This window comes from Gelidibacter gilvus, from assembly GCF_004115975.1.
GTDB lineage: Bacteria > Bacteroidota > Bacteroidia > Flavobacteriales > Flavobacteriaceae > Gelidibacter > Gelidibacter gilvus.
Map to the genome: position 1 here is coordinate 129,718 of NZ_SDDZ01000009.1, position 24,533 is coordinate 154,250.

16 protein-coding genes and 2 pseudogenes are annotated in these 24,533 nt (G+C 36.1%); 12 read left to right on the plus strand and 6 right to left on the minus strand.

The window, feature by feature from the left end; all coding sequences use genetic code 11:
• The first annotated feature begins 361 nt into the window (after positions 1-361).
• The 4 genes and pseudogenes from ESZ48_RS14230 (at position 362) to ESZ48_RS14245 (ending at position 10,521) form a co-directional block, all read left to right on the plus strand.
• The gene (locus ESZ48_RS14230; protein WP_129018171.1) at positions 362-3,517 is read left to right on the plus strand and encodes an Ig-like domain-containing protein; all 3,156 of its coding nucleotides are present in this window, start codon (positions 362-364) and stop codon (positions 3,515-3,517) included.
• 400 nt (positions 3,518-3,917) lie between these two features.
• A pseudogene (locus tag ESZ48_RS19860) lies at positions 3,918-4,821 on the plus strand (IS982 family transposase).
• A gap of 765 nt (positions 4,822-5,586) precedes the next feature.
• Complete coding sequence (locus ESZ48_RS14240) at positions 5,587-5,877, plus strand: transposase (protein ID WP_129018172.1); 291 nt, start codon at positions 5,587-5,589, stop codon at positions 5,875-5,877.
• A 765-nt stretch (positions 5,878-6,642) separates the two neighbouring features.
• The gene (locus ESZ48_RS14245; protein ID WP_190246273.1) at positions 6,643-10,521 is read left to right on the plus strand and encodes a T9SS type A sorting domain-containing protein; all 3,879 of its coding nucleotides are present in this window, start codon (positions 6,643-6,645) and stop codon (positions 10,519-10,521) included.
• Between the two features lie 55 nt (positions 10,522-10,576).
• Here the strand turns inward: ESZ48_RS14245 and ESZ48_RS14250 are convergent, their stop codons facing one another.
• The 5 genes from ESZ48_RS14250 to ESZ48_RS14270 form a co-directional block, all read right to left on the minus strand.
• Positions 10,577-10,780: a hypothetical protein gene (locus ESZ48_RS14250; RefSeq protein WP_129018174.1), complete on the minus strand. Its 204-nt coding sequence runs from the start codon at positions 10,778-10,780 to the stop codon at positions 10,577-10,579.
• A 250-nt stretch (positions 10,781-11,030) separates the two neighbouring features.
• Entirely contained in the window at positions 11,031-11,408 is a 378-nt protein-coding gene (locus ESZ48_RS14255; protein WP_129018175.1) for a hypothetical protein, read from the minus strand.
• A 2-nt stretch (positions 11,409-11,410) separates the two neighbouring features.
• Positions 11,411-12,610 (minus strand): alanine dehydrogenase, encoded by a 1,200-nt coding sequence (locus tag ESZ48_RS14260; protein WP_129018176.1) that lies wholly within the window; start codon positions 12,608-12,610, stop codon positions 11,411-11,413.
• 253 nt (positions 12,611-12,863) lie between these two features.
• Positions 12,864-13,322, minus strand: coding sequence for a DinB family protein (locus tag ESZ48_RS14265; protein WP_129018177.1), 459 nt, complete (start codon positions 13,320-13,322; stop codon positions 12,864-12,866).
• A 127-nt stretch (positions 13,323-13,449) separates the two neighbouring features.
• Positions 13,450-14,115 carry a sigma-70 family RNA polymerase sigma factor gene (locus ESZ48_RS14270; protein WP_129018178.1) on the minus strand — a complete coding sequence of 222 codons (666 nt, stop codon included), beginning with the start codon at positions 14,113-14,115 and terminating at the stop codon, positions 13,450-13,452.
• Between the two features lie 220 nt (positions 14,116-14,335).
• On the opposite strand from ESZ48_RS14270, the gene folE reads away from it, so the two are divergent.
• From folE to ccsA, 8 genes and pseudogenes are all read left to right on the plus strand, one after another.
• A complete protein-coding gene (folE, locus tag ESZ48_RS14275) occupies positions 14,336-14,974 on the plus strand; it encodes a GTP cyclohydrolase I FolE (RefSeq protein WP_190246274.1) in 639 nt (212 codons plus the stop codon).
• Between the two features lie 74 nt (positions 14,975-15,048).
• Positions 15,049-15,588, plus strand: coding sequence for a DUF4142 domain-containing protein (locus tag ESZ48_RS14280; RefSeq protein ID WP_129018179.1), 540 nt, complete (start codon positions 15,049-15,051; stop codon positions 15,586-15,588).
• Positions 15,588-15,947 carry a plastocyanin/azurin family copper-binding protein gene (locus ESZ48_RS14285; protein ID WP_129018180.1) on the plus strand — a complete coding sequence of 120 codons (360 nt, stop codon included), beginning with the start codon at positions 15,588-15,590 and terminating at the stop codon, positions 15,945-15,947. Before ESZ48_RS14280 ends, ESZ48_RS14285 begins: the two co-directional genes overlap by 1 nt.
• 394 nt (positions 15,948-16,341) lie before the next feature.
• Positions 16,342-17,616 carry a hypothetical protein gene (locus ESZ48_RS14290; protein ID WP_129018181.1) on the plus strand — a complete coding sequence of 425 codons (1,275 nt, stop codon included), beginning with the start codon at positions 16,342-16,344 and terminating at the stop codon, positions 17,614-17,616.
• 231 nt (positions 17,617-17,847) lie between these two features.
• Entirely contained in the window at positions 17,848-18,417 is a 570-nt protein-coding gene (locus tag ESZ48_RS14295) for a DUF998 domain-containing protein (RefSeq protein WP_129018182.1), read from the plus strand.
• A gap of 164 nt (positions 18,418-18,581) precedes the next feature.
• The gene (locus ESZ48_RS19805; RefSeq protein WP_394345729.1) at positions 18,582-19,094 is read left to right on the plus strand and encodes a GNAT family N-acetyltransferase; all 513 of its coding nucleotides are present in this window, start codon (positions 18,582-18,584) and stop codon (positions 19,092-19,094) included.
• A 231-nt stretch (positions 19,095-19,325) separates the two neighbouring features.
• Positions 19,326-20,291, plus strand: a pseudogene (locus ESZ48_RS14305) (D-2-hydroxyacid dehydrogenase family protein).
• A 698-nt stretch (positions 20,292-20,989) separates the two neighbouring features.
• Complete coding sequence (ccsA, locus tag ESZ48_RS14310; protein WP_129018183.1) at positions 20,990-24,274, plus strand: cytochrome c biogenesis protein; 3,285 nt, start codon at positions 20,990-20,992, stop codon at positions 24,272-24,274.
• Between the two features lie 71 nt (positions 24,275-24,345).
• Here ccsA and ESZ48_RS19600 read toward each other — a convergent pair whose 3' ends face one another.
• Positions 24,346-24,525 carry a hypothetical protein gene (locus ESZ48_RS19600; RefSeq protein ID WP_223266460.1) on the minus strand — a complete coding sequence of 60 codons (180 nt, stop codon included), beginning with the start codon at positions 24,523-24,525 and terminating at the stop codon, positions 24,346-24,348.
• Positions 24,526-24,533: the final 8 nt, after the last annotated feature.

Below are 24,533 nucleotides of genomic sequence, written 5' to 3' on the forward strand. Positions count from 1 at the left end.
TAAATTGATAACTCTAATATTATATTTGGGGGACTAAAGTATAATTATTAATGTGATTATTTTGAATTCAGTTTTAATATTAGACGAAATGACACATTTTTATCATGAAATGCTCGTAGTATAATTTTATTTTCATTTTAAAACATCCAAAAAGTATTTTAAGGAGTATATAGGTTAATAGTTATCAGATGAAACGATAAGAATATACGTTAAAACGATTATATATCCACGAAAAATATTTTTATTTGTACGTTTTTTCAATCAAATATAGTTAATTCATCGATCGTTGAACTTTTTTAGACGGACATTCAACGTTCTCGTATTAATATTGTTATAGTAATTTTTTAAATAATCAACATCCATGAAGTCTTTACATTTATTCTGTTCATTTTTTATAATTTTTGCCTGTCAGTTATTCTTTTCTAAATCCTATGCGCAAAACTATCCCTCAAATCAAAATATTCATGACATTCAATGGGAATCTTATAAGCAACCTAAGAATACCCCAAATTACCTGTCTCCGTTCACAGATCCTGTTACCGGAAATAAAGTTACGCGAATAAGTGATGAAGATGTTTTTGGGTGTGACTGTGAAACATTGAGGCACAATTACTCGAAAAATCAGCCATGGAATGCTGACGGTAGCCTCATAAAGACGGACGGTTCACACGCTAAAATTTTGGATGGAAACACATATGAAGTTTTGCGTACTGCAAACCCCAAGTCACTTTGGTCCAACATAGATCCAAAGGTCACTTTTGAGACTGCTCAGAATAAATTTTACAAGAATAATATTGATACCAACAAAGAAACTGTTCTAAGGATCTTTTCTGAATATGAAACAATTTCTATCGGCTATGGTGAAGGAAATCTTTCAAACGATGATAGATGGATAGCATTTATTGGTGTTAATGGAAATAATCAAACGGTTTTGGTTTATGATATCTTAAATGATGCTATTGTTGGCAGCAAATTTATAGGGACAGCTTCAGTGGATTGGGTATCAGTTTCGCAGTCCGGTCAGTTTGTGGTAATTCTATACCATAATCGTGGTGGGGGTGAGTACCAGGGAGCGAAATCCTATAATAGGCAAATGAAGAATGAAGTACATCTCATAAATTCATCTGAACATGCTGATTTAGGTTACGATATGGCGGGTAACGAGGTTTATGTATCCGTTGGAAGATATGAGGGGCACTCCCTTTCATATACTAGACTTGATAATGGATTCACTAAAGGACTTTGGAAAAGTGCTTGGAAACCTGGTGACAGAGGCATTGCGGGCGCACACGCGAGTACTCGGAATTTAAAAAGACCGGGCTGGGCTTATATTTCAACAGATCAACAAGCTCATGACCCCTTAGTCTACGATGCTCCTAAAGAAATTTTTGCGATACGATTGGACAATTCAGAAACTATTGAGCGCTTTGGAAAACACCATACAAAATTTGATGGATCTAAATCTCCATATAATCATGAGACACATCCAGTACCAAACCGCGATGGTACTAAAGTGATTTTTGCAAGTAATTGGCACAATTCCCAATGGATGAGGAATAATTATCCAATGATGTGGGTTGTAGAGACAGCTCAAAATAGCAACAATATAGCTGTGAAGTCTCTCAAAATATCACCAGAGTCTGCAAATCTATCCATGAAGAAAACTCTTCAGTTGACTGTTGCATTTGAACCAAAAAACGTTACTAATAAAAATGGTATTTGGCGTTCAAATAATAATAATGTTGCAACTGTTGATGCTAATGGTGTTGTAACACCTATTTCAGTAGGAAAAGTTGATATCATATTTAAAAGTGCTGACGGAGGCATTGAAGAAGAAGCAGAATTAACAGTTATTTCGGAAGTTTCTAAAGTCGTTGCCAATGGCGGTGGAGACCAGAGTGTTGTATTAGGAGTAGGAACCTATTTAAGAGCCTCAGGCGGTGCTTCTTATTTATGGAATACAGGAGCTACCTCTCAGAATCTTTGGATAAATCCCACAACCTCTCGTAATTATACAGTTACTGTTTTTGATAGTACCGGTAATTATTCTGATACAGATGAAGTGAATGTGACTGTTCTTCCTGTTAGTGCTGGTAATGACATTACAATCAAGACTGGGGAAAGTATTGTTTTAGAAGCCTCTAACGCCTATGATTATGAATGGAGCACTGGTGAGAAAACTGCTCGCGCTACCATCAGTCCTGAAGAAACTACAACATATAGAGTCTGGGGTAATACTAATGGCTATGAATCTTCTGATACGGTCACGGTAACTGTTGAAGAGTCAGGGGTAAGTAGTTCAACAAAAGTCGTTGCCAATGGAGGTGGAGACCAGAGTGTTGTATTAGGAGTAGGAACCTATTTAAGAGCCTCAGGTGGTGCTTCCTATTTATGGAATACAGGATCTACCTCTCAGAATCTTTGGATAAATCCTACAACCTCTCGTAAATATTCAGTTACTGTTTTTGATAGTACCGGTAATTATTCTGATACAGATGAAGTTTTTGTGACTATTGTTCCTGTTAGTGCTGGTAATGATGTTACAATCAAGGCCGGTGAAAGTATTGTTTTAGAAGCCTCTAATGCGTATGGTTATGAATGGAGCACTGGTGCGAGTACTGCTACTGTCACCGTCAGTCCTGAAGAAACTACAACATATAGAGTTTGGGGTAATACTAATGGATACGAATCTTCTGATACGGTCAGGGTAACTGTTGATGAGTCTGTGGTAACTAGTTCAACAAAAGTCGTTGCCAATGGAGGTGGAGACCAGAGTGTTGTGTTGGGAGTAGGTACCTATTTAAGAGCCTCAGGTGGTGCTTCCTATTTATGGAATACAGGAGCTACCTCTCAAAATCTTTGGATAAATCCTACTACGTCCAGAAAATATACGGTAACTGTTTTTGATAATTCAGGTGAGAATTCTGACACAGATGAAGTATATGTCACCATTGTTCCTGTAAGTGCAGGTAATAATGTCACAATAAAATCAGGGGAAAGTGTTATATTAGGAGCCTCTAATGCTTATAATTTCGAATGGAATACTGGCGAGAACACTGCTAGTATTATGGTCAGTCCTAAAAAAACCACTATATATCACGTAAAAGGTGATACGCATGGTTATGAATCTTATGATACTGTAACGGTTACTGTATTGTCAGATCAAATTGCATCAAGCAGAGGAGGCGGGGGGCCAATTGTAATGTCTAATGTTAATTCAGATAATGAAATCTTTAATATGTCCCACGAAAAATTAGATCCTGAAATAGGTTCATTTTTAGTATATCCAAATCCTACTGAAGGCGAACTCAACGTTAAATTTAAAGGAATTTCTGAATTAATGAAAATGAATTTATATGATCTTTCCGGGAAATCTTTATTTAGCGAGGATATAAACTTTAATGGACAATTAAATTATACTAAAATATTGAATTTATCTAATTTTGAACCTGGAGTTTACCTTTTGCAGATAATAGATAATAATGAAATTATATCTAAAAAGATTCTGTTAAGGTAGTTTCTTTAATTTCCTTATTATCTTCACTTAGTTGCCATTAAATACTTTTAAGGTCTTTGTTATTTCGTTCGGATTGGAAGAATAAAATTCTTTTCAATCTGAACGATTTTTTTTACATTATCCCTAAAGACAATTTTATTGAAGAGCCATATTCAATAATTCAGTCTTTTGGTTCTGCCCGTGTCCATTTGCAACGGTCGGCTTTGAAGTTAATTGCCGTCTGAAAGGATCATTATTTTAGGAATTTCCATTGTACATTGGAAACAGGATGAGAGTTCCAATCTCAGATTCGAATTTACAATTCTCATAAAGCTTGTATAACGTAAGTTCTACGTAAAAAAATCAGGATATTGAGCGTACTAAAGCTCTGGACTTGAATATTTTAAAAGATATTCTACCTATGATTTTTAAAGATAAATTTACTGAAATATTCTGTTTATCGAAGATTTTTGCTTTGTTTTTAATCCTGCACTACAAAAGAGGCAGCTATCCACAGGAAAAATGACAAGCAAACGCAAATCTACGATGTCAACCAGTAAGATAGTTCCCCTTACTGTTCTGTTCCATTTGAGTGATATTCGAACCTTCAAGCACTTTTATATCCATTACGTTCATGGCCAGCTCGGGGAAGAGTTCCCGAATACTGTTTCTTGCAACCGTTTTGTTGAACTTATGCAATCCAGTATACTCCCGTTGACCCTATATATGAAGACATGTTGTCTTTGTGAATGTACATGGATCCCATTTGAGCATTCTACGCCCATCCGTGTCTGTGGCAATGAGCAGATAACGCAGAACAAGGTTTTTCAGGACATAGCCACCATAGGCAAATCAACAATAGTCTGATTATATGACTTTAAGCTCCATATCATTATAAACGACAAAGGAGAACTTCTCGACTTTGTCATAACCCAGACCAATGTGGATAACAGAACGCCTTTAAAAGAGGAAAACTTTTTAGAGAAGATAATCGGCAGCCTATATGGTGACAAAGGTTATTTCTTAAAATAACATGCTTCCTGTTGTCCTAACAGTGTCTGCACCTGGTACAACATGAACAACGTAATGATGACCATAAGGGATAAGATGTTGCTAAGAAAACGCTCTGTCAAAGAAACCATTAATGACCAAAGAAAGAACATTGCCCAAGCAGAACATTACAGACATAGGAGTTTTGGCAACTTTATTACAAATTTGGTCGCCAGTCTAATTGCTTCTTTTCAAGAAAAAAAACCAAGTATTACTTTGAAACAGAAAGCAAAAGGCAGTTAGCTCTTTTTTGCTATTACCTTAGATCGAACTGAGGATATATGGAAGATAAATTTTTGACAATACCAAGTCCCACAACAAGTTGTACCCTGTCGGACGGATAATTTATCCATCCACAACGCGCCATTATGCCTTAAAAACAACTAACCCCATCGAAAAGTTAGATTCATTAGTTTTAAATGCAATAGCACCAATCAGGAACGACCATGTAGCGACCGGCACAATTGCGAAATCCGGAAATTCCAAAGGTAATCTCCAAATTACTAAATCTAACAGGGTTTACAAAACATAGCTAATAAGTGATAGTTCAAATATTTTTTTTCTTTAAGGAATCAATGCAAACCGTTAATCTAACTCCTATTCAAGACGCTACATTAAGTATAAGCAGATATTTTTCCTCTAATTATGCAATTAGAAAAAAAGTTATAATGGTTTATTATTGTTCTCTATATTATTTAAGATCATTTTAAAATTGAATATTCAACAGTGGATAATTTTTTTATAATATCAATAGCGTCCTAAACGTTTTAAATATAAGATGATAAAGTTAAGTATCTCAAATATCTTTGAGTTGTAAGACAAAACCAGATCCTCTTATGGTAAATCTAACTCCTAAATGTCTGGGACAGCAACGTGGTTTATTTTGTGGTGCGACCCAAGAATAACATTATGTTCAGTACATTGAAAGAATTAGAGTTCGCCGATAACAGACATCAATATATGCTAAAAGATGCAATCATTTAACTCAAGAGGAATATGACCAAAAAGAGATATTCAAAAAAGCTTCATAGAATCCCTTTATGGATGAGCAAAGCCAGCAGACTATAGAATTTATCACTAACCAAATCTCTTGGACAGCAAACACAATGACTGAACTTTATAAAGCCAAGTGGGAAGTAGAGATGTTTTTTAGGGACATAAAACAGCAGTTGCAAAAAAAGTCTTTTATAGGCACAAGCCAAAATACGTTAATGACACAGATTTGGACAGCATTAATAACGATACTGATTTTAAAAGTGCTGAAAGGACAGGCAAAGCACGCTTGGTATTTATCTAATCTAGTAGCTTTTTTAAACTCAATCTTTTTGTAAAGGTAGAACTGCTAAGTTGGGTCGACAGTTCATTTACAAAAGATCAACCTCCACCAATTAAGTATGTCAGGGGTTCTTTTTTGAAAATCTATGAAATGAAGTGTTTAAGCCAGTACAATCGGTAAATTTATTGTGCCTAATATTCATTTAGGACAGAATTGTTGTAGTATTAATAATCAAGCCAATTTTGATCAACATTGTTCTTTTTTGGTTAACAACATATTTAATATGGAAATATGGGATTAAATAAATATCCTAATAAAAAAATAAAATGGGGCACGAATTAAGTCTATGGATCAGTGGATATTTTTTTTTGTTGGATTTTGGGGTGAAAGGCAATCAAAATTTTTCTGACAATAAAATTATATAGTATAACAAAGAAAATACCTACTTTTTTGTGCATTTCATCCATTATCTTAAGTTGGTTGACTGATATCTAAACTAATTTTATAAATTGCCATTTCTTAACCTGATAGTGTTTTATTAACCCCAAATTATTTATTGTACATGAAGTCCCCTAATTCATTATGTCTATTTATAGACCGTTCATTATTTGTATTTTGTTTTAGCTTATGCCATTTATTCTTTTTTAAATTAAATGCACAGACATATCCCCTAGATGAACACCTTCATGATGTTCAATGGGAATCTTACCAACCACCCAATAACACACCAAATTATCTGGTTCCAGTAAAAGATCTTTTAACAGGGAATAAAATAACTAGAATAAGTGATAAAGATGTTTTTGGATGTGATTGCAAGACCTTGAGACACAATTATTCTAAAAACCAGCCATGGAATGCGGATGGCAGTCTGATAAAGACAGACGGTTCATACGCAAAAATTTTGGATGGAAGCACATATGAAGTCTTACGCATTGCAAATCCTAAATCTCTATGGTCCAACATTGATCCAAAGGTTACTTTTGAGACTGCTCAAAATAAATTCTATAAAAATAATATTGATACCAATGAGGAAACTGTTTTACGAATCTTTTCTGAGTATGAAAAAATTTCTATTGGTTATGGTGAAGGTAATCTTTCAAATGATGATAGATGGATTGCGTTAATTGGTACTAATGGTAAGAATCAAACAATCTTAGTTTATGATATTTTAAATGATTATACTGTTGGTAGTAAATATATAGGATCTGCTCCAATGGATTGGGCGTCCGTATCTCAATCTGGTGAATTTGTTGTAATTCGGTATTATACGAACGGCTCAGGAAACCATCAAGGAGTAAAATCCTATAATAGAAAAATGCAGAATGAAGTGCATCTTTTGGATTTTGGAGCACATGCCGATATAGGATACGATATGACTGGTAACGAGGTTTATGTTTCCGTTGGAAGATATCAGGGACACTCCCTTTCATATACAAGACTGGATAATGGATTTACTAAAGGGCTTTGGAGGAGTGCTTGGAAGCCAGGTGACAGAGGTATAGCGGGTGCCCACGTAAGTACTCGAAATTTGAAAAGACCGGGTTGGGCTTATATTTCAACAGATCAACAGGCTCATGATCCCTTAGTCTACGCTGCTCCTAAAGAAATTTTTGCAATTCGATTAGATGATTCAGAAACTATTGAGCGATTTGGTCAACACCATACAAAATTTGATGGATCTAAATCTCCATATAATCATGAGGTACATCCAGTACCGAACCGAGATGGTACTAAAGTGATTTTTGCAAGTAATTGGCACAATTCCCAATGGATGAACAATGATTATCCAATGATGTGGGTTGTAGAGGCAGATCAAGATATTATTAAACTATCTGTCAATGCAGGCGAAGACGTTAGCATCTGCCAAGGCACAACCACCACCTTAACCGCCACAGGAGGTTCCACCTATCTCTGGAATACCGGAGCTAAAACTGCAAGCATTACCGTTAGCCCAGATAAAACCACTACTTATACCGTAACTGCTTACGATAGTACAGGAAATAATTCTGATTCCGATGGTGTTACGGTAACAGTCAATTCCCTTCCAGAAGTCAATGCAGGATCGGATGTAACCATTAAAATTGGCGACAAGACAACCTTAACCGCAACGGGTGCAGCCTCTTATTTGTGGAGTACAGGGGAGACTACAGCAAGTATAGAAGTTAGTCCCACGACTACTACAATTTACACGGTTATTGGGACCACTAATTCTTGCGAAGCTGAAGACTCAGTCACCGTTTTTTCGGTAGACGCCAGCGTTAAAGCCAACGCTGGCGAAGACACTGACATCTGCTTAGGTGACACCACTACGCTCACCGCAACTGGTGGTACACATTATGTTTGGAGTACAGGAGAAACTACTAAGAGTATTGTAGTATCTCCAGAAACGACAACAACTTACAAGGTTACCGTTTCAGATGACAATGATGAATCAGATGATGCGAGTGTTACTGTTACCGTTAATGCTATACCGGTTGCAAGTGCAGGAGAAGATCAAACCATATGTTTTGGCCAAACAACCACGCTCACAGCTACTGGGGGAACATCTTACTTATGGAGTACCGGTGCTACGACAGCTTCGATAGAAGTTAATCCAACTGCAGAAACAACTTATAGCGTTGAAGTGAGTAATAATGGTTGTTTTAATACAGATGACGTTAGCGTTTTTGTCGAGAATGTACCAGTACTTACAATTACTGGGGATATCATTATTTCTGAAGGAGAATCAACAACACTTACAGTCATTGGAGGCGATAATTACGAATGGAGTACTAGTGAAACTACCGAATCCATTACTGTGAGTCCAAAAGTAACGACAACATATTCGGTTAGTTCTAGAGGTAGCAATGGCTGTTCAGGTAATGCCTCTATAACTGTGGCAGTGGCCCAGGAAGTATTTGCCAACGCTGGACAGGATATGGATGTATGTACGGGCGCAAGCGTCACCTTAACCGCCACTGGAGGCTCTACCTATCTTTGGAGTACGGGAGCTAAAACTGCTAGTATCAGTGTAACGCCAAATGCGACTACGACCTATACAGTTACAGCTTATGATAGCACAGGGACTAATTCTGATACGGATGAGGTCAAAGTAACGGTTAACCCATTACAAACTGTAGATGCTGGAAACAATATCACGATCAATTCAGGACAAAGCACAACATTAACTGCAACAGGAGCCACTACATATAAGTGGAGCACAGGTACCACTGGTGCCACAGTAACGGTGAGTCCCACCGCAAGCCAGACCTACACGGTAACTGGAACGACCAATGGTTGTGAAGCCTCGGACACGGTAAGGGTTACAGTAATAAATCCTGAAGGCTTGACTGCAGATGCAGGTGCGGACCAAACGATCTGTGCAGGTGCAAGCGTAACCTTAACTGCCACTGGAGGTTCTAGCTATCTCTGGAGTACGGGAGCTAAAACTGAAAGTATCAGTGTAACGCCAAATACGACCACGACCTATACAGTTACAGCTTATGATAGCACAGGGACTAATTCTGATACGGATGAGGTCAAGGTAACGGTTAATCCATTGCCAACTGTAGATGCTGGAAATAATATTACGATCTACTCAGGAGAAAGCACAACATTAACTGCAACGGGAGCTAGCACTTATAAGTGGAGCACAGGTGCTACGGGTGCGAGTATTACCGTGAATCCCACAGCAACCAAAACTTATACCGTAACGGGAATCAAGAATGGCTGTGAAGCAACTTCCACTGTTAAAGTTACCGTTAAAGAACCTGAAGCGGTCGTCGCTAGGGCGGGTGGTAATCAAGATGTCTGTGAAGGCGGAGAGGTCACTTTGACTGCCACTGGTGGCGAACGTTACTTATGGAGCACAGGTGCTACGACTGCAAGTATAAAGGTGAATCCTAAAACAACCACCAAGTATTCTGTTACTGCCTATGTTGGAGATTTCTCAGGGACGGATGAAGCCATTGTTACGGTGAGCCCTCAACCAAAAGTGGTTATCATAAATGGCTCAGAAGCTGATATCCTTGAGGGAGAGTTTATAACATTATCAGCGAGAGGGGCGAATAGTTATAAATGGAGCAATGGGGCAACCCAGCCAAATATAGCCGTTCGTCCAACTAAAACTAAAACTTATGATGTTGTTGGACATGTAAATGATTGCTCTTCAGAACAATCCATTAAGGTAAATGTCTATGAAAAAGTGGTCGCCAATGCAGGTGATGATGTAGCAATATGTTTAGATGAAACAACCGTTCTAACTGCAAAAGGTCCTGCCAATAGTGAGTTTTTATGGAGCACTGGAGAAACCACCAAAAGTATAACGGTAAGCCCAGATGAAGACACAGAATACTCAGTTATGGTATACCATGACTTAGATTCTGATACGGATAGCGTTATGGTGAACGTCCGAAATTGTGTAAATTCACAAGTTATTGGTGACAGTGTTACAATAGAAGATACTGAGGCTATAGATTTTCTTATTCATCCAAATCCAACTGATGGTGAGGTTCATATAAAAATATCTGGACTGTCCAATGCATCCAGTATCCATTTATATGACCTTTCTGGTAAATCACTATATAATGAAGCGATCAGCATCAATGACCATCAGAGTTATAATAAAACTCTCGATTTATCAGAGTTTGCTTCAGGGATTTATTTACTGCAATTGGTCGATAATCAGAAGGTGATAACCAAAAAAATAGTGTTGAGATAAGTTCAATAAACTTTTGAAGATTGACACTGAGCCACAGAACTTTCCTGTGGCTCTGTTATTTTTTATAAGGAACGATCAATTCTATAGTTACTAAAGAATCACAGTTTTTATCCTGAATTTTGAATTTTTGTTCTTTATAACTGTTTGTAATGATATAGGTTTTGCAAGTTTTGTTTTTGGTGTCGCTTTCTGAAAAATTGACATTCCCATGTTTGATCATATCGGAAACAACAATGGTATCGATCTCAAACGATCGCATGGCAAATTGTGCATCCTCAGAATAGTCTTTTTTCTTTAAGGAGATCTTCTTAGTGGTCCTCGCATTGGGACTTTAGGCACAGGAGGTTTTTTTACCACTTAAGAAAAAGAACAAAATAATTAAACCTATGGAAAAGCCGCCCATATAATAGCCGACACGATGGATAAATCACCAAAAAAATAGTGCTGAGATAAGTCACAATAAAATTTTGAAGTTTGGCACTGAGCCACAGAACTTTCCTGTGGCTCATTTATTTTTTATAAGGAACGATTGATTCTACAGTGACTAAAGAATCACAGTTTTTAACCTGCATTTTGAACTTTTGTTCTTTATAACTGTTTGTAATGATATAGGTTTTGCAAGTTTTGTTTTTGGTGTCGCTTTCTGAAAAATTGACATTGCCATGTTTGATCATATCGGAAACAACAATCGTATCCATCTCAAACGATCGCATGGCAAATTGCGCATCCTCAGAAAAGTCTTTTTTCTTTAAGGAGATGTTCTTAGTTGTCCTCGCATTGGGACTGTAGGCACAGGAGGTTTTTTTACCACTCAAGAAAAAGAACAAAATAATTAAACCTATGGAAAAGCCGCCCATATAATAGCCGACACGATGGATAAATTTCATTGTTAAAAAATTAAAAGATTGACGTCGCTGTATTTTAAGTCAAACCAATTGGCAACCAATTTACTTGTTAAAATACCGTGGTAAAAGTACAATCCATTTTTTAAACCCCGATCAAATCGCAGAGCATTTTCTATACCGCCATCTTCTCCAATTTTCAAAAGATAAGGTGTAAACATATTACTTATTGATACAGAGGCCGATCGGGAATATCGTGCGGGAATATTTGGCACACAATAATGAACAATCCCGTTATACTCAAAGGTAGGTTTATCATGAGTAGTGACCTCACTCGTTTCAAAACATCCGCCCATATCAATACTGACATCAATAATGACAGCTCCAGCTTTCATACAATTTACCATAGCCTCAGTAACCACAACAGGTGCTCTGTTGGTGCCTCTTACTGCACCAATCGCTACATCACAACGCTTCAAGGCCTTGATTAAATTTTTTGGTTGTAAGGTAGAGGTGTAAAGCGTTCTGCCCAAATGGGATTGCACCGATCTTAGTTTGGTAATGGAATTGTCAAAAATCTTGACATTTGCACCCAAACCTATCGCGGAACGTGCGGCAAATTCACCCACGGTTCCGGCGCCAATAATAACGACTTCTGTTGGGGGTACGCCACTAATGTTTCCAAGCATCAATCCGTTACCACCATTAATGTTCGATAACAATTCGGCTGCAATAAGGATGGAGGCTGTCCCGGCAATTTCGCTTAAAGACCTCACGGCAGGGTATGAACCATCATCATCTTTGATAAATTCAAATGCCAAAGCCGTAATTCGCTTAGTGGCTAAAGTTTCAAAGTATTTTTTGCTTTGTGTTTTTAATTGCAGGGCTGAAATCAATAAAGTCTGCGGATTGATAAGTTTAATTTCATCTAACGATGGTGGTTCAACTTTTAAAATGATAGGACAGGAGAAGACTTTGGCGGTATCCTTTGTTATTTCGGCGCCAGCTTCACTATAGGTTCTGTCCTTAAAGTTTGCACCATCCCCAGCCCCAGCTTCAATCATGACGCGATGTCCATTAGAGACTAAAGCAGACACAGCATCAGGAGTTAAGCAGACGCGCTTCTCCTGAAAATAGGTTTCTTTGGGAATACCAATAAATAGGTTTCCTTTTTTTTTGAAAATCTCTAATGTTTCTTCCTGAGGAAGTAATTGTTCTCGGGTAAAAGGAGAAATGGATTTGCTCATTTGAATTTAAAATAAGCACTGAAATTACAAATAATTTTTCGATTTGAAATATGTAATTAAAATTAATCGAGATTGGATATTATCGATGTTTGATGACGTTTTATTGTCTGGGCAATTGTTTTAAAAAAACTTCAAGCCGTTTAGGAAAATATAATAACAGCAATTAGAAAAGTCAAGATTCCGATTCTGTTTTCCTCACTATCCTCATATATGTTGAAAGTGTCTTAAATTTTCGAGTCCAGAAGAACCTAGTTTATTTAATAAATTTCTTAATGGCCATCATAGCGCCTAAATGCAAAGCTTCATGGTAATTATTGAATATAATGGCATCTTCAACTGCATCTATATTAAATCCGATAGGTGTTTTGCGTGGTGTAAATGAACTGAAACGTTGATGTGAATAATCGATTTTAGTTTTTTCAACTAATGAAATTAAAAGCTCTTCTAGTGAATTGACTTCGATCTGTTGGGTATTTCCTGTCGGGAATGTTCCTGGTTTGTATAAGTTGACCATCTCATTTGAGATATTTCCTGGTAAATTCGAAGAGGAGTAAAGCAATGCTTGCTGGACGACTATGACATGGCCAATATTCCAAATGAGATTGTTGTTGAAGCCTTGAGGGATTGTATTCAATTGTTCTAGGGAATAACTCTCAAAATATTCCAAAAGAAGTTTTCTGTTGATTTCCCATAAATTTAATTCTGTTTCCATTTTTTTAGTTTTTATGCCCTTATTCATTTACAAAATAATTGGAATGTATCAAATTTCCTCCTGTTTTAATTATACTGAAGGAACTACAAAAGAAAGACCAAACAAATCATGCAGACATACCAGGAGTTTATTTAATAGAATGATTTTTATAGATATAGTCCATAACATTGGCTACAACGTTATCACACTTTGAATTTCCAAACTCAAAAACGCTGGAGTAATCCGATAAGTTTAGGATAGCGTTTTTAAGCATATTCCGTGCTCTAAATAAACGCACTTTAACATTGGTGTTGCTCAAATTCAAGGATTTCGATATTTCAGAGATGTCCAGTCCTTCAACTTCTTTGAGCATATAAACGATTTTATATTTTTCAGGCAATGTATCTATTGCTTTTTCCATAAAACAAGAAGATTCTTTATATATAGTATGTCGTTCAGGATTCATAGTGTTTTGATCTGCTATTTGTAAAAAATTATCATCTTGCTGTAATGAAATGGTTGCATATTTTGGCGATTTTCGCTTTCGTTGTAAGGCTTCATTTATTCCTATTCTTATCAACCATGTAGAAAATTTAGACTCATTTTTAAATTGAAATAATTTTTCAAAGGCTTTAATATAAGTGTCTTGCATAGTGTCTTCCACATCGGTTAATAAGTAACTTCTAATGGTCCTATATAAAAGTTCATTATAGCGTCTCATTAAAATCTCAAATAATTGAATGTCACCTTCGAGTATTTTTTCAATTATTGCCGCCTCGGTCAATTCCTTTTCTGGTGTTATTTTGGTATACATAACGGTTGCTGTTTCTCTTTAGATGCGATTTCATAAATAAGGTTACAAATTTTGTAACCTTTTTTCACGATTCTCATCTAAACTTATGGCACCAGCTTTTAAGTTGCTAGGAAACGGTCATCTGATCAGTTCTAATAAATCGGAGTTTTGAATTATTTAGCTACAGTGTTCCAGAAAGCTTAATGCAGATTTTTAACTAATTCAAACAACTAAATTGATTATGGAAATTAACGGAAATAGAGTTCTTGAAACTACTATGTATTCAAGTAAAAAAGCACCAATTGAGGATCTAACAGATCAGGATAAGTTGGAATCTATACAATATCATTTTTACAAAATAATGGAGGCACTTGGTTTGGATCTCGATGACGAAAGTTTAAAGAAAACGCCGGAAAGAGTCGCAAAAATGTATGTGAATGAAGTGTTTAGGGGATTGAATGAGAAAAATTTTCCGAAAATTTCATTTTTTGACAATAGCACTAATTATAAGGATATGATATTGGTGGACAATATCACCATGTTTTCTTATTGCGAACATCATTTTGTGCCATTTTTCGGAAAAGTTGCCGTGGCTTATATGCCTAAAGACAGAGTGATTGGTTTGTCAAAAATTAATCGAATTGTTCAATTCATCGCCAGTAAACCACAAATACAAGAAAAGCTCACGGTTGAAATTGGTCAGAAATTATCAGAGCTTTTAAAAACCGATGATGTAGCTGTTTTTATTGAAGCTACTCATTTATGTGTGGCATCTCGTGGGGTAAGAGATGAAAAAAGTGTGACCAAAACGAATTTCTTCAGTGGTAAGTTTCTAAAAGATAAAATGAGAACCAGATTTATTAACGCCCTTGGGAAATAATTTTCAGAATTATTTGTAACCCAAACGCGTTTTTTTCATCAAAAGAGTAAATAACATTTAAATAGCAACATATTATGAAAACAAAAATGAATTACAAATTGATAGTAATTTGTACGTTAGTAATGGGCATATCAAGTTTGATGATGGCTCAAGACACGCCGCCATTAACAGATCCTGAAATAGCTTCTGTAGCTGTGGTCGCAAATCAAATTGACATTGATTATGGAAAAGTGGCGATTAAACGCTCTAAAAATAAGGAGGTGACTGATTTTGCAAACCGAATGATTGAAGACCATAGTGCCGTCATCAAACAAGCGGTAGCATTGGTCACAAAGTTAGGCGTAACTCCTAAAGATAATGCGGTGAGCCAATCCTTAATGACCCAATCCAAAGAGACATTGAAAAAACTGAACAGTGTCAGTAAAATGGATTTTGACAAAACTTATATTGATAACGAAGTCGCCTATCACGAAGCGGTCATTGGAGCGGTAAAAAACGTATTGATTCCTCAAGCGCAAAACTCAGAATTAAAAGATTTACTCGAAGCGGTACTACCGGCTTTAGAAGCGCATCTAGGACATGCTAAAATGGCACAAACTAAAATTTCAAAATAATGCAAACACATAAATCTTTAGTTTCTAAATATTTATTGACCTTGGCAGTGATGATTTGTTTTTTAGTGATACTAATGGGATTTAAGAACCCAGAAGATACTTACAAGCCTACAAGACATACCGTAACCATTTTTAAAATGAAATTTAACCCAGAGAATCTGGTGGTCAATAAAGGTGATACTGTGGTATGGATCAATAAAGATTTTTATCAGCATGATGTCACTGAATTGACAAGTAAAAAATGGACATCAAAACCTCTCAATCAAGGAGAATCTTGGTCGAAAGTTATCACTGAAGATATTAAATATTACTGCGATTTACACAAAGTGATGAAAGGCACGATTACAATTGCCAAATAGTTATTATAAAATTTTAATCAAATTAAAAAATTGATATCACATATAGTTTGAATCTGAGGTGCTTGTGAGTGTAAAAACCCAAGATCGTTCTACTAAGTATAGTATAATGAGGCTTGGTTTTTTTATGTCTTTATGAATGATCTGCATCTGAAATAATACTGGAAATATAAAATGTTTTTATCATTCATGTAGATGTGTTAACTGGCTCATTTAGTGTGAAAAGACAAGCTTCAATCTTCGAAAGTTATCCTTATGTCAACTTTAGACATATCCTTAAAATATCTGTAGTTTTTTGTAACCCAAGTTAATTTTATGAATCTAAACTTATAGAATCTTCTTCCGAATTGATTTCAAATTTAAGGGAAGATTGTTAACTAACAAAAAACAAAAAATCATGAAAAATTATTTAAAGATTTCTACGTTGATATTCACCGTAATGACTATGCTTAGCTTTTTTAGTTGCAATGATGATGATTCTGGTACTATTGTTTCAATTCCACCAGGAGAAGGCAGTTTGAATTTGCCGCCATTGGATCCGCAATTGGTTCAAGAGGGGAAAGACATATTTCGGTATGACACTTTTGGTGATGAGACATTTTGGACAGACGTACTACAAATGAACCAAGTTATAGAATCTGCTGTTAGCCCCGCTACAGCTTTGGCCGTGGGTTTAAAGGTAGATGCTTCTGCTTTACCGGCTGCCGTTGTTGCCGCGATTCAAAATGGAGATGTCGATTTAAATGACCCGCAAACCACCTTGGTTTTATTACAACTTAATGCTGTAGTTGGGGTACAAGGTCAAGTCAGTAAAAAACCGGATGGTTCTTTAACCTTGGATCGAATGGGGATAACCTGCGCACTGTGCCATTCAACTGTTGATAATTCTTTTGCTCCTGGCATAGGGAATCGTTTGGACGGATGGCCTAATAGAGATTTAGACCCTGGTTTGATTATCTCATTGTCTCCGGCTTTAGACCAAGCTACTAGAGATGTGTACAAATCATGGGCACCTGGCATATACGATCCGAGATTTAATCACGATGGTTTAAATAATCCAGTGGTCATTCCTCCTGCGTATGGTTTATACGGACTTCCTAAAGCAATTTTTACTGGGGATGGAGATATAGAGCATGAAGTTGCAGGTCCTGTGGCCTATTGGAACAGATATGTTGCAGTGACCCAAATGCATGGGCATGGTTATTTTGCAGACGCACGTCTTGATAATTGGATAGTTGACCATAGAGAAGATGACGATTTGGTCACCGAGAAACTTCCTGCCTTACAGGCCTATCAATTTTCTATAGCCGCACCAACACCTCCTGAAGATACATTTGATGCCGCTGCAGCCTTTAGAGGGAAAGCTCTTTTTTCAGGAAAAGCACAGTGTGCAACTTGCCATTCCGGTCCTTTATTTACTGATGTTATTGACGGTGGAAAATTACATCCTCAAAGTGCGTCTGTGGCAGTGGATAAGGACTATGTCAAACGTTCAGCCACCAAACAATGGAGAGTTACCCCATTGAAAGGCATTTGGCAACATCCTCCATATTTTCACGATGGTTCTGCAGCAACTTTAGCTGATGTCGTATCGAGATATAACGATGTGAACAATCTTAAATTAAGTGATACAGAAAAGTCTGATCTTACTGAATATCTGAAATCAATATAAGGGTTACTAATGTGAAAGTATTATAACCTTACCGTTCGGAGAGTTTGCTGTTTTTTCTACATCTCTTTAGGGAGGCAGTTTCTAAAGGAACTATGCCCTAAGGAGATGTTTTTTTAAATAATTACTCTTTATCAAAAACTCTACAACTTTTAAAAAGGGAAGTAATTGTATAAAGAACATCATAAATTTCAAATATGGAACTGAAGAATTTCAAAATAAATGTAAAATAAAATGATTAACTATTTAATAAAACAAGGAAAAATCATTCCGTTGCTTTTCTTTGTTCCAGTCACTATAGCTGGATTATTGGTTCCTGGTTACGACATGATAAAACAACAAGGAAGCGAAATTACACTGACAACTTATAAAACCGCAATCCTCATTCTAGAAAGTGGGGCGCTTTTGTCCGGCTTATCCGGTATTTTGTTGGCTTTGGGTATTATGCTTAAATATAAGAGATTCTACCTTTCGAGTGTCATACTAATTGTATTTAGTATGTCCATGATTTCTAATGGATTGTTCCCGATGGGTAGCCCAATGCATGGATTTTATGGAATTGGTCTTTCACTTATGCTATTACCATTTATTTCTTGTTATGAATTAAAAAATGAAATACTAAGAAAAACTTTCTTTAAAATATCTATAATTTCTGGCTTTGTGATGTTCATATATTTCTGGTCAACGATTGTTGGATTGGACCCTCATGATTATCAGGGTTTAACACAAAGAATAGCAGCGATATTTATGTATGGATGGATTGCATATTTGGCATACGAATTAGAGAAAAGCGTTGACGTATAACCTATGTAAAATATAATACAAGGTATAGTTAACGCTAATAATTGTGTATTTATGGAAATGACTATCATGAGATTTCGGATTTAAATTTGACACATTCCCATTTTCAATTAAGTTGTCCTTAATAAAAAGAAATGATAGAGACCGAAAGAATTTAATTAAGACCGATTGAAATTGAAGATAACGAACAAGTTTTCTACTATAGGTCTGATGCTGAAACAAACAAATATCAAGGGTTTGTACCAAAGGTACTCAAGGAGGTTGATGAATTTACAGCAAGAAATCCGGCCGAATTTAATAAACCTGAATCTTGGTTTCAACTTGTTATTATTAAAAAGGACATTAATGAAATAATTGGAGATATAGGAGTGCGTTTTATTGGAGAGGACGATTTTCAATGCGAACTTGGATGCACATTGAGTAAAGACCACCAAGGAAAGGGATTTGCAACTGAAGCAATGAAAATTACAATTGAATACTTATTTAATTCGCTAAATAAGCATCGGATAATAGGGTCAGTCGATCCTAAGAACTGTAGTTCAATTCGCCTTTTGGAACGGTTGAACTTTAGAAAGGAAGCTCATTTTAAAGAAAGCCTCCTAATTGAGGGAGAATGGGTGGATGATATAGTGTATGGGCTCTTAAAAGATGAATGGAACGCTAAGTACAAGAACAAATAGTAATAGTGGCTTTTGATAGTCAACTCGAAAATTGATACTTATTTATGATGCTAACACAGAAGAAACCTGAAATTATGAAAAGTAAGTTTGATAATTGAACAATTGTTGTGGATAGCAAATATCTTGAGTTGAATGTTGTTGAGCCCTATATCTTTACTGATTTTCCAAACGGTTGATGTATACAGATGTTAGCAGAAAGTGAGTAAAACCCGAATCATAAAATTACAAACGATGAAAATTACGATTTTAGACGATTATCAAAATGCAATTAAAAACCTTAAATGTTTTGACCTTTTAAAAAGACAAAATGTTCAAATATTGCATAAAACAGAAAAAGATCCTAATAAACTTACATCTCTAATTTCAGAAAGCGAAATATTAGTTTTAACAAGAGAAAGAACTGAAATCAATGAGGAACTTTTAAGGAAACTTCCTAATTTAAAATTAATAAGCCAAACTGGAAAAATTTCAAATCATGTAAATCTTATTGCTTGTTCAAAACATAATGTTGGAGTAGCTGAAGGAGTTGGGTCACCAATTGCACCCGCTAAATTAACTTGGGCATTATTAATGAATACCGTCAGACTTTTGCCGCAGGCTATTGAAGGAATGAAAAATGGAAAATGGCAAATTAATATTGGTACTACAGTCAATGGAAAAACTTTAGGAATTTGGGGTTATGGAAAAATAGGAAAAAAAATCGCCCAATATGCAAAAGTTTTCAATGCAAAAGTTTTAATCTGGGGCAGCGAAAATTCCAGAAAAAAAGCAGTTGAAGACGGTTTTGAATAAGCAGAAACCAAAGATTTTTTCTTTAAAAATTCAGATATTATTACGCTTCATTTACGTTTAAATGATGTTACAAATGGATGTGTAAAAGAAAGCGATTTGCAGAATATGAAAGAAAATGCTGTTTTGATTAACACTGCAAGAGCTGAGTTAATAGAAAAAGACGGATTACTTAAAGTATTAAAAAGCGGAAAAAATATTTTCGTTGGGGTTGATGTTTATGATAACGAACCTGTTTATGATGCTAATTATGAATTACTTAAAATGAATAATGTCATTTGTACACCTCATTTAGGTTACGTCGAAAAAAACGGATATGAAATATACTTTGGAAAGGCTTTTGAAAATGTAGTGAATTATATAAATGGCAATCCAACAAATATCGCAAATCCAGATACGCTAAACTAACACCAGCTGCTAACTTAAGAAGATTTCGAGCTAATGTCACAAAAAAAAATATAAAAAACCCATTCATGTTTTACCAAAAATGTTTTTGTCTATCCAAAACCGGGCAATGCATTCGACAGTTTAGGAGCGGCTTAAGTTTTATCAGGAAAAAATGATGACCAATAGCCAGCATCAGAAATGTCTGATCAAAAATTCAAAGATTAAAAAACAATAATTTAGAATATTATAGTGAATATATCATTTTAAATTGTGGACATACTGCACCATTAGAAAATTTTAATTTGGTGTATTACTTCTTATAAAAAAAATTTCCAGCGGAATAAAGCCTGTCGCTAATAATGTATATAAGATATAGCGCAAATCGTTGCTAAATCGGAGGCTCGGGAACTTTTGCGTGGTTATGAGAATTCCAAACAACGACTCAAACACATAACAATTCCTTTAATTACAGATTTAACATAATCAACAGAATAAATCTTGTAACCTTTTATCGCTAAAATCATCTAAAAGTTAGGGGCACCACTTTTGTATTCTTAAACCTCAATAGGGTTTCTAATCTTTTGTTTTTCAGAGCCTCTGGATTTAATTCGTTGAGAACATAGGAGATCAAAAGTTCGCATCAGGACCAACCGATTAAAATGTTCTTTTACATACTACGAGGCACATACTAATACGATGCTCACAAAACAAACTAACAAATGACACGTCTAAAAAAAATCCTATTCTCCACCCGTACCATGACGGTACTATTACTGTTATACGGTATTTCCATGGCCGTGGCGACTTTTGTTGAAAATGATTATGATACCGCTACGGCAAAAACGCTCATCTACAATTCGACCTGGTTTGAAGTCCTGATGCTTTGGTTGATTCTCTTGTTTGTCGCAAATATTAAAACTTACCGACTTTTAAGAAGAGAAAAATGGCCAATTCTTGTTTTTCATCTCGCTTTTATTTTTATGTTCATTGGAGGTACCATCACACGCTACATCAGTTTTGAAGGACAAATGCCGATCAAGGAAAACCAGACCACCAATGAGATTATCAGCGACCTTACGTATTTCAAACTGGTAGTCGCCGATGGAAATAAAACCCTTAGCTATGACAAAAATCCCTATATGATGTCTTATTTTAATGCTAAAGACACCAAATGGCCTTTCAAAAGAACCTATGAACAAAATTATCGGTTTGACGACAAAGTTATTTCTTTAAAAACCTTGGATTATATTCCATTGGCCAAAGACTCAATTCAAATCACAACATCGGGAAAAAAATGGATTAATATTGTAACGGTAGGGCAGGGAGGTAGAGTGAATAATTACATATCCAAAGGCGACATCGAGAACATTGATGGCACGATGTTTAGTTTTAACAAGCCAATTTTAGGTGCAGTTCAACTTACAGAAAAGAATGGTGTCATGACGATTTCTCTCCCAACTGATGGCCTATATATGTCAATGGCAGGACAGCAAAAAGGTGTCGTTTCCGATTCTATAGTATCGGCCCAACAATCGGGTGATCTTAAAGCGAATGAAACTACAACTCTAAATCACCGTGCGCTTTACACCCTAAACAATACCAATTTCATCATTCCGAATGATGCTTTCAAAGGCGAGAGAGTCTATTATAGTGGGGACAAAAATGACCCAAAAGATAAAAATATTTTGGAAGTTATTCAGGTCGAATTATCCTCAGAAAATGATAGGGATACGCTGTTTATTAGAGGAGGAAAAGGAGTTACCGAATTCGACAAAACTTTAATGATAAATGGATTGAATATTTCTCTAGGATTTGGATCCAAGATTCTTTACACAGATTTTCAGTTGCGATGTGATGATTTTTTGCTGGATCGTTATCCAGGATCAAATAACCCATCGTCTTATGAAAGTACAATTACAGTGATAGATAAAGGAAAGGAAAACCAGCATCATATCTATATGAATAATGTGATGGATTATCGAGGCTACCGATTTTTTCAAGCAAGTTATTTTCCGGATGAAAGCGGGACCATTCTTTCTGTAAATGCAGACAGATGGGGCACAAACATCACCTATTTCGGATATTTCTTATTATTTACTGGTATGTTTTTTACCTTGTTTTGGAAAGGAACTCATTTCTGGAAATTGAATAATTCCTTAAAAAGGATGCACAAGAAAAGCCTTATTGTAATTCCATTTATTCTGTTTTTTGGAATGGGAATTGGGATAAACTCATCTTTCGCTCAGAATAGCAGCGTCCAAACAAAAGATTCGACAATAATTTTTCAGCAAAAACCCCGTCCAGACGCCCAATTTGCTGGGCCAGATGAGCTTGGTTCCAACAGGATAATTGACCCAAATCATGCTGAAAAATTTGGCCATCTCCTTGTTCAGGATTTTCAAGGTCGAATTAAGCCTATGAATACCCATACCTTAGAGCTACTCAGAAAAATATACAAAAAAGATACCTATAAAAAAGGAAGTGTTAGCATATCTTCAGATCAATGGTTCATTTCCATGCAGATCGACCCAGGGTATTGGGCCAATGAACCTCTTATCAAAGTAGGTCAAAAAGGAGGAGGCCAACTAATAACGGAAACCGGTGCTAATGCCGAAGGTTATACGTCTTATGCCAATCTTGTGGACCCAAATACTGGAGTTTTTAAGTTGGAAAAACAGGATAACAAATCGTTTAGCAAACGAAAAGCCGACCAGTCTAATTATGATAAAGCGGTTATAGAGGTGACCGAGCGATTCAATATTTTCAGCAGTATTGCTTTCGGATATTATACCAATGTCATTCCGGTAAAAAATGATCCTGCACAAACATGGATCAGTTGGATTTATAGTTCTGAAGAGCATACTATTGAGATTGACAGCACGGCTTTTGCACTGTTAACTCCTTATTTTAAGGGCGTTAAAGAAGGATTGACAACCAGAAACTGGAATAAAGCAGATAAGAGTATTGAAGACATCAGTAAATTTCAGCAGATTTGGGGCGAAGATATTGTTCCATCGGATTCAAAAGTCAATTTGGAAATTCTCTATAATCATCTGAACACCTTCTTTTGGTTGATGATCGTTTACAGCTTTTTAGGAATGGCTATGATCATTCTTGGTTTTGCAGAAGTGTTTTCATCTGGCTCAAAATATAATAATATCATTCGTATTCTCACCAAGATACTGTTGGGACTTATGATTATAGCCTTAACCTTTCAAGCATTAGCTTTAGGTGTTCGTTGGTATCTTTCGGGACATGCGCCTTGGAGCAATGGTTATGAGGCTATTATATTTATTTCGGCAATTGGCGTGCTGGCGGGACTGCTTCTTTACAGAAATCGGAATGCTTTTATTCCTGCAGCAGGCGCATTGGTTGCTATGATCATGATGGGATTTGCACATGGAGGTTCCATGCTCGATCCACAGATTACACCTTTGGAACCGGTCCTAAAATCCTATTGGTTGATGGTTCACGTGGGTATCATCACGTCCAGTTACGGATTCTTTGGCTTGTCGGCAGTATTGAGTTCGATTTCATTGATCTTGTTTAGCGTAATACCAACCACGAAAATAGAGCGATCCATCAAGGAAATGACCATTGTGAATGAAATGGCTTTAACGGTCGGAATCTTTGCCCTTGCAATAGGTACTTTTTTGGGAGGCATGTGGGCAAACGAAAGCTGGGGAAGGTATTGGAGTTGGGATCCTAAAGAAACTTGGGCTTTTATTTCGGTTATTTTTTATGCCGTGGTACTCCATTTGCGATTGGTTCCGAAGTTGAGGGACAAACTAACCTTTAATATTGCCAGCCTATGTGCGATATGGTCGATTATATTCACTTATTTTGGAGTGAATTACTATCTATCCGGATTACATTCCTATGCTGCTGGCGACCCTGTTCCGATTCCTGCCTGGATTTATATTACCGCGGCAGGAATGCTCTTGCTAACCTTGGTGGCTTATTTTCGAAACAAAGCTAATAAGTCGCAAAAACACAATAGCTGAACATTTGTTTTGAGTTCTATAAGTTGGTCTTAATATATTATATAAATTACAAACAGAATCAACAATCGACTTTATATATTTAATTGATGTTTTATCTTTTTCAGTAAATGCAGGAATAGATCAATTTCCTTTTGATGCGTTCTAAAGGAAAGAATGGCGGCGCGTAAGGTCAGTTTATCGTCTAAAACAGTGGAGGAAATAAAAATCCTGCCGTCTTTTTGAATATAATCCAATATGATTTTATTGAGCACATCTCTAT

Coding starts and splice junctions, on each gene's coding strand:
- ESZ48_RS14230 (WP_129018171.1), top strand. CDS start 362: ATGAAGTCTTTACATTTATTCTGTTCATTTTTTATAATTTTTGCCTGT.
- ESZ48_RS14240 (WP_129018172.1), top strand. CDS start 5,587: ATGGATGAGCAAAGCCAGCAGACTATAGAATTTATCACTAACCAAATC.
- ESZ48_RS14250 (WP_129018174.1), bottom strand. CDS start 10,780: ATGCGATCGTTTGAGATCGATACCATTGTTGTTTCCGATATGATCAAA.
- ESZ48_RS14255 (WP_129018175.1), bottom strand. CDS start 11,408: ATGAAATTTATCCATCGTGTCGGCTATTATATGGGCGGCTTTTCCATA.
- ESZ48_RS14260 (WP_129018176.1), bottom strand. CDS start 12,610: ATGAGCAAATCCATTTCTCCTTTTACCCGAGAACAATTACTTCCTCAG.
- ESZ48_RS14265 (WP_129018177.1), bottom strand. CDS start 13,322: ATGGAAACAGAATTAAATTTATGGGAAATCAACAGAAAACTTCTTTTG.
- ESZ48_RS14270 (WP_129018178.1), bottom strand. CDS start 14,115: ATGTATACCAAAATAACACCAGAAAAGGAATTGACCGAGGCGGCAATA.
- folE (WP_190246274.1), top strand. CDS start 14,336: ATGGAAATTAACGGAAATAGAGTTCTTGAAACTACTATGTATTCAAGT.
- ESZ48_RS14280 (WP_129018179.1), top strand. CDS start 15,049: ATGAAAACAAAAATGAATTACAAATTGATAGTAATTTGTACGTTAGTA.
- ESZ48_RS14285 (WP_129018180.1), top strand. CDS start 15,588: ATGCAAACACATAAATCTTTAGTTTCTAAATATTTATTGACCTTGGCA.
- ESZ48_RS14290 (WP_129018181.1), top strand. CDS start 16,342: ATGAAAAATTATTTAAAGATTTCTACGTTGATATTCACCGTAATGACT.
- ESZ48_RS14295 (WP_129018182.1), top strand. CDS start 17,848: ATGATTAACTATTTAATAAAACAAGGAAAAATCATTCCGTTGCTTTTC.
- ccsA (WP_129018183.1), top strand. CDS start 20,990: ATGACACGTCTAAAAAAAATCCTATTCTCCACCCGTACCATGACGGTA.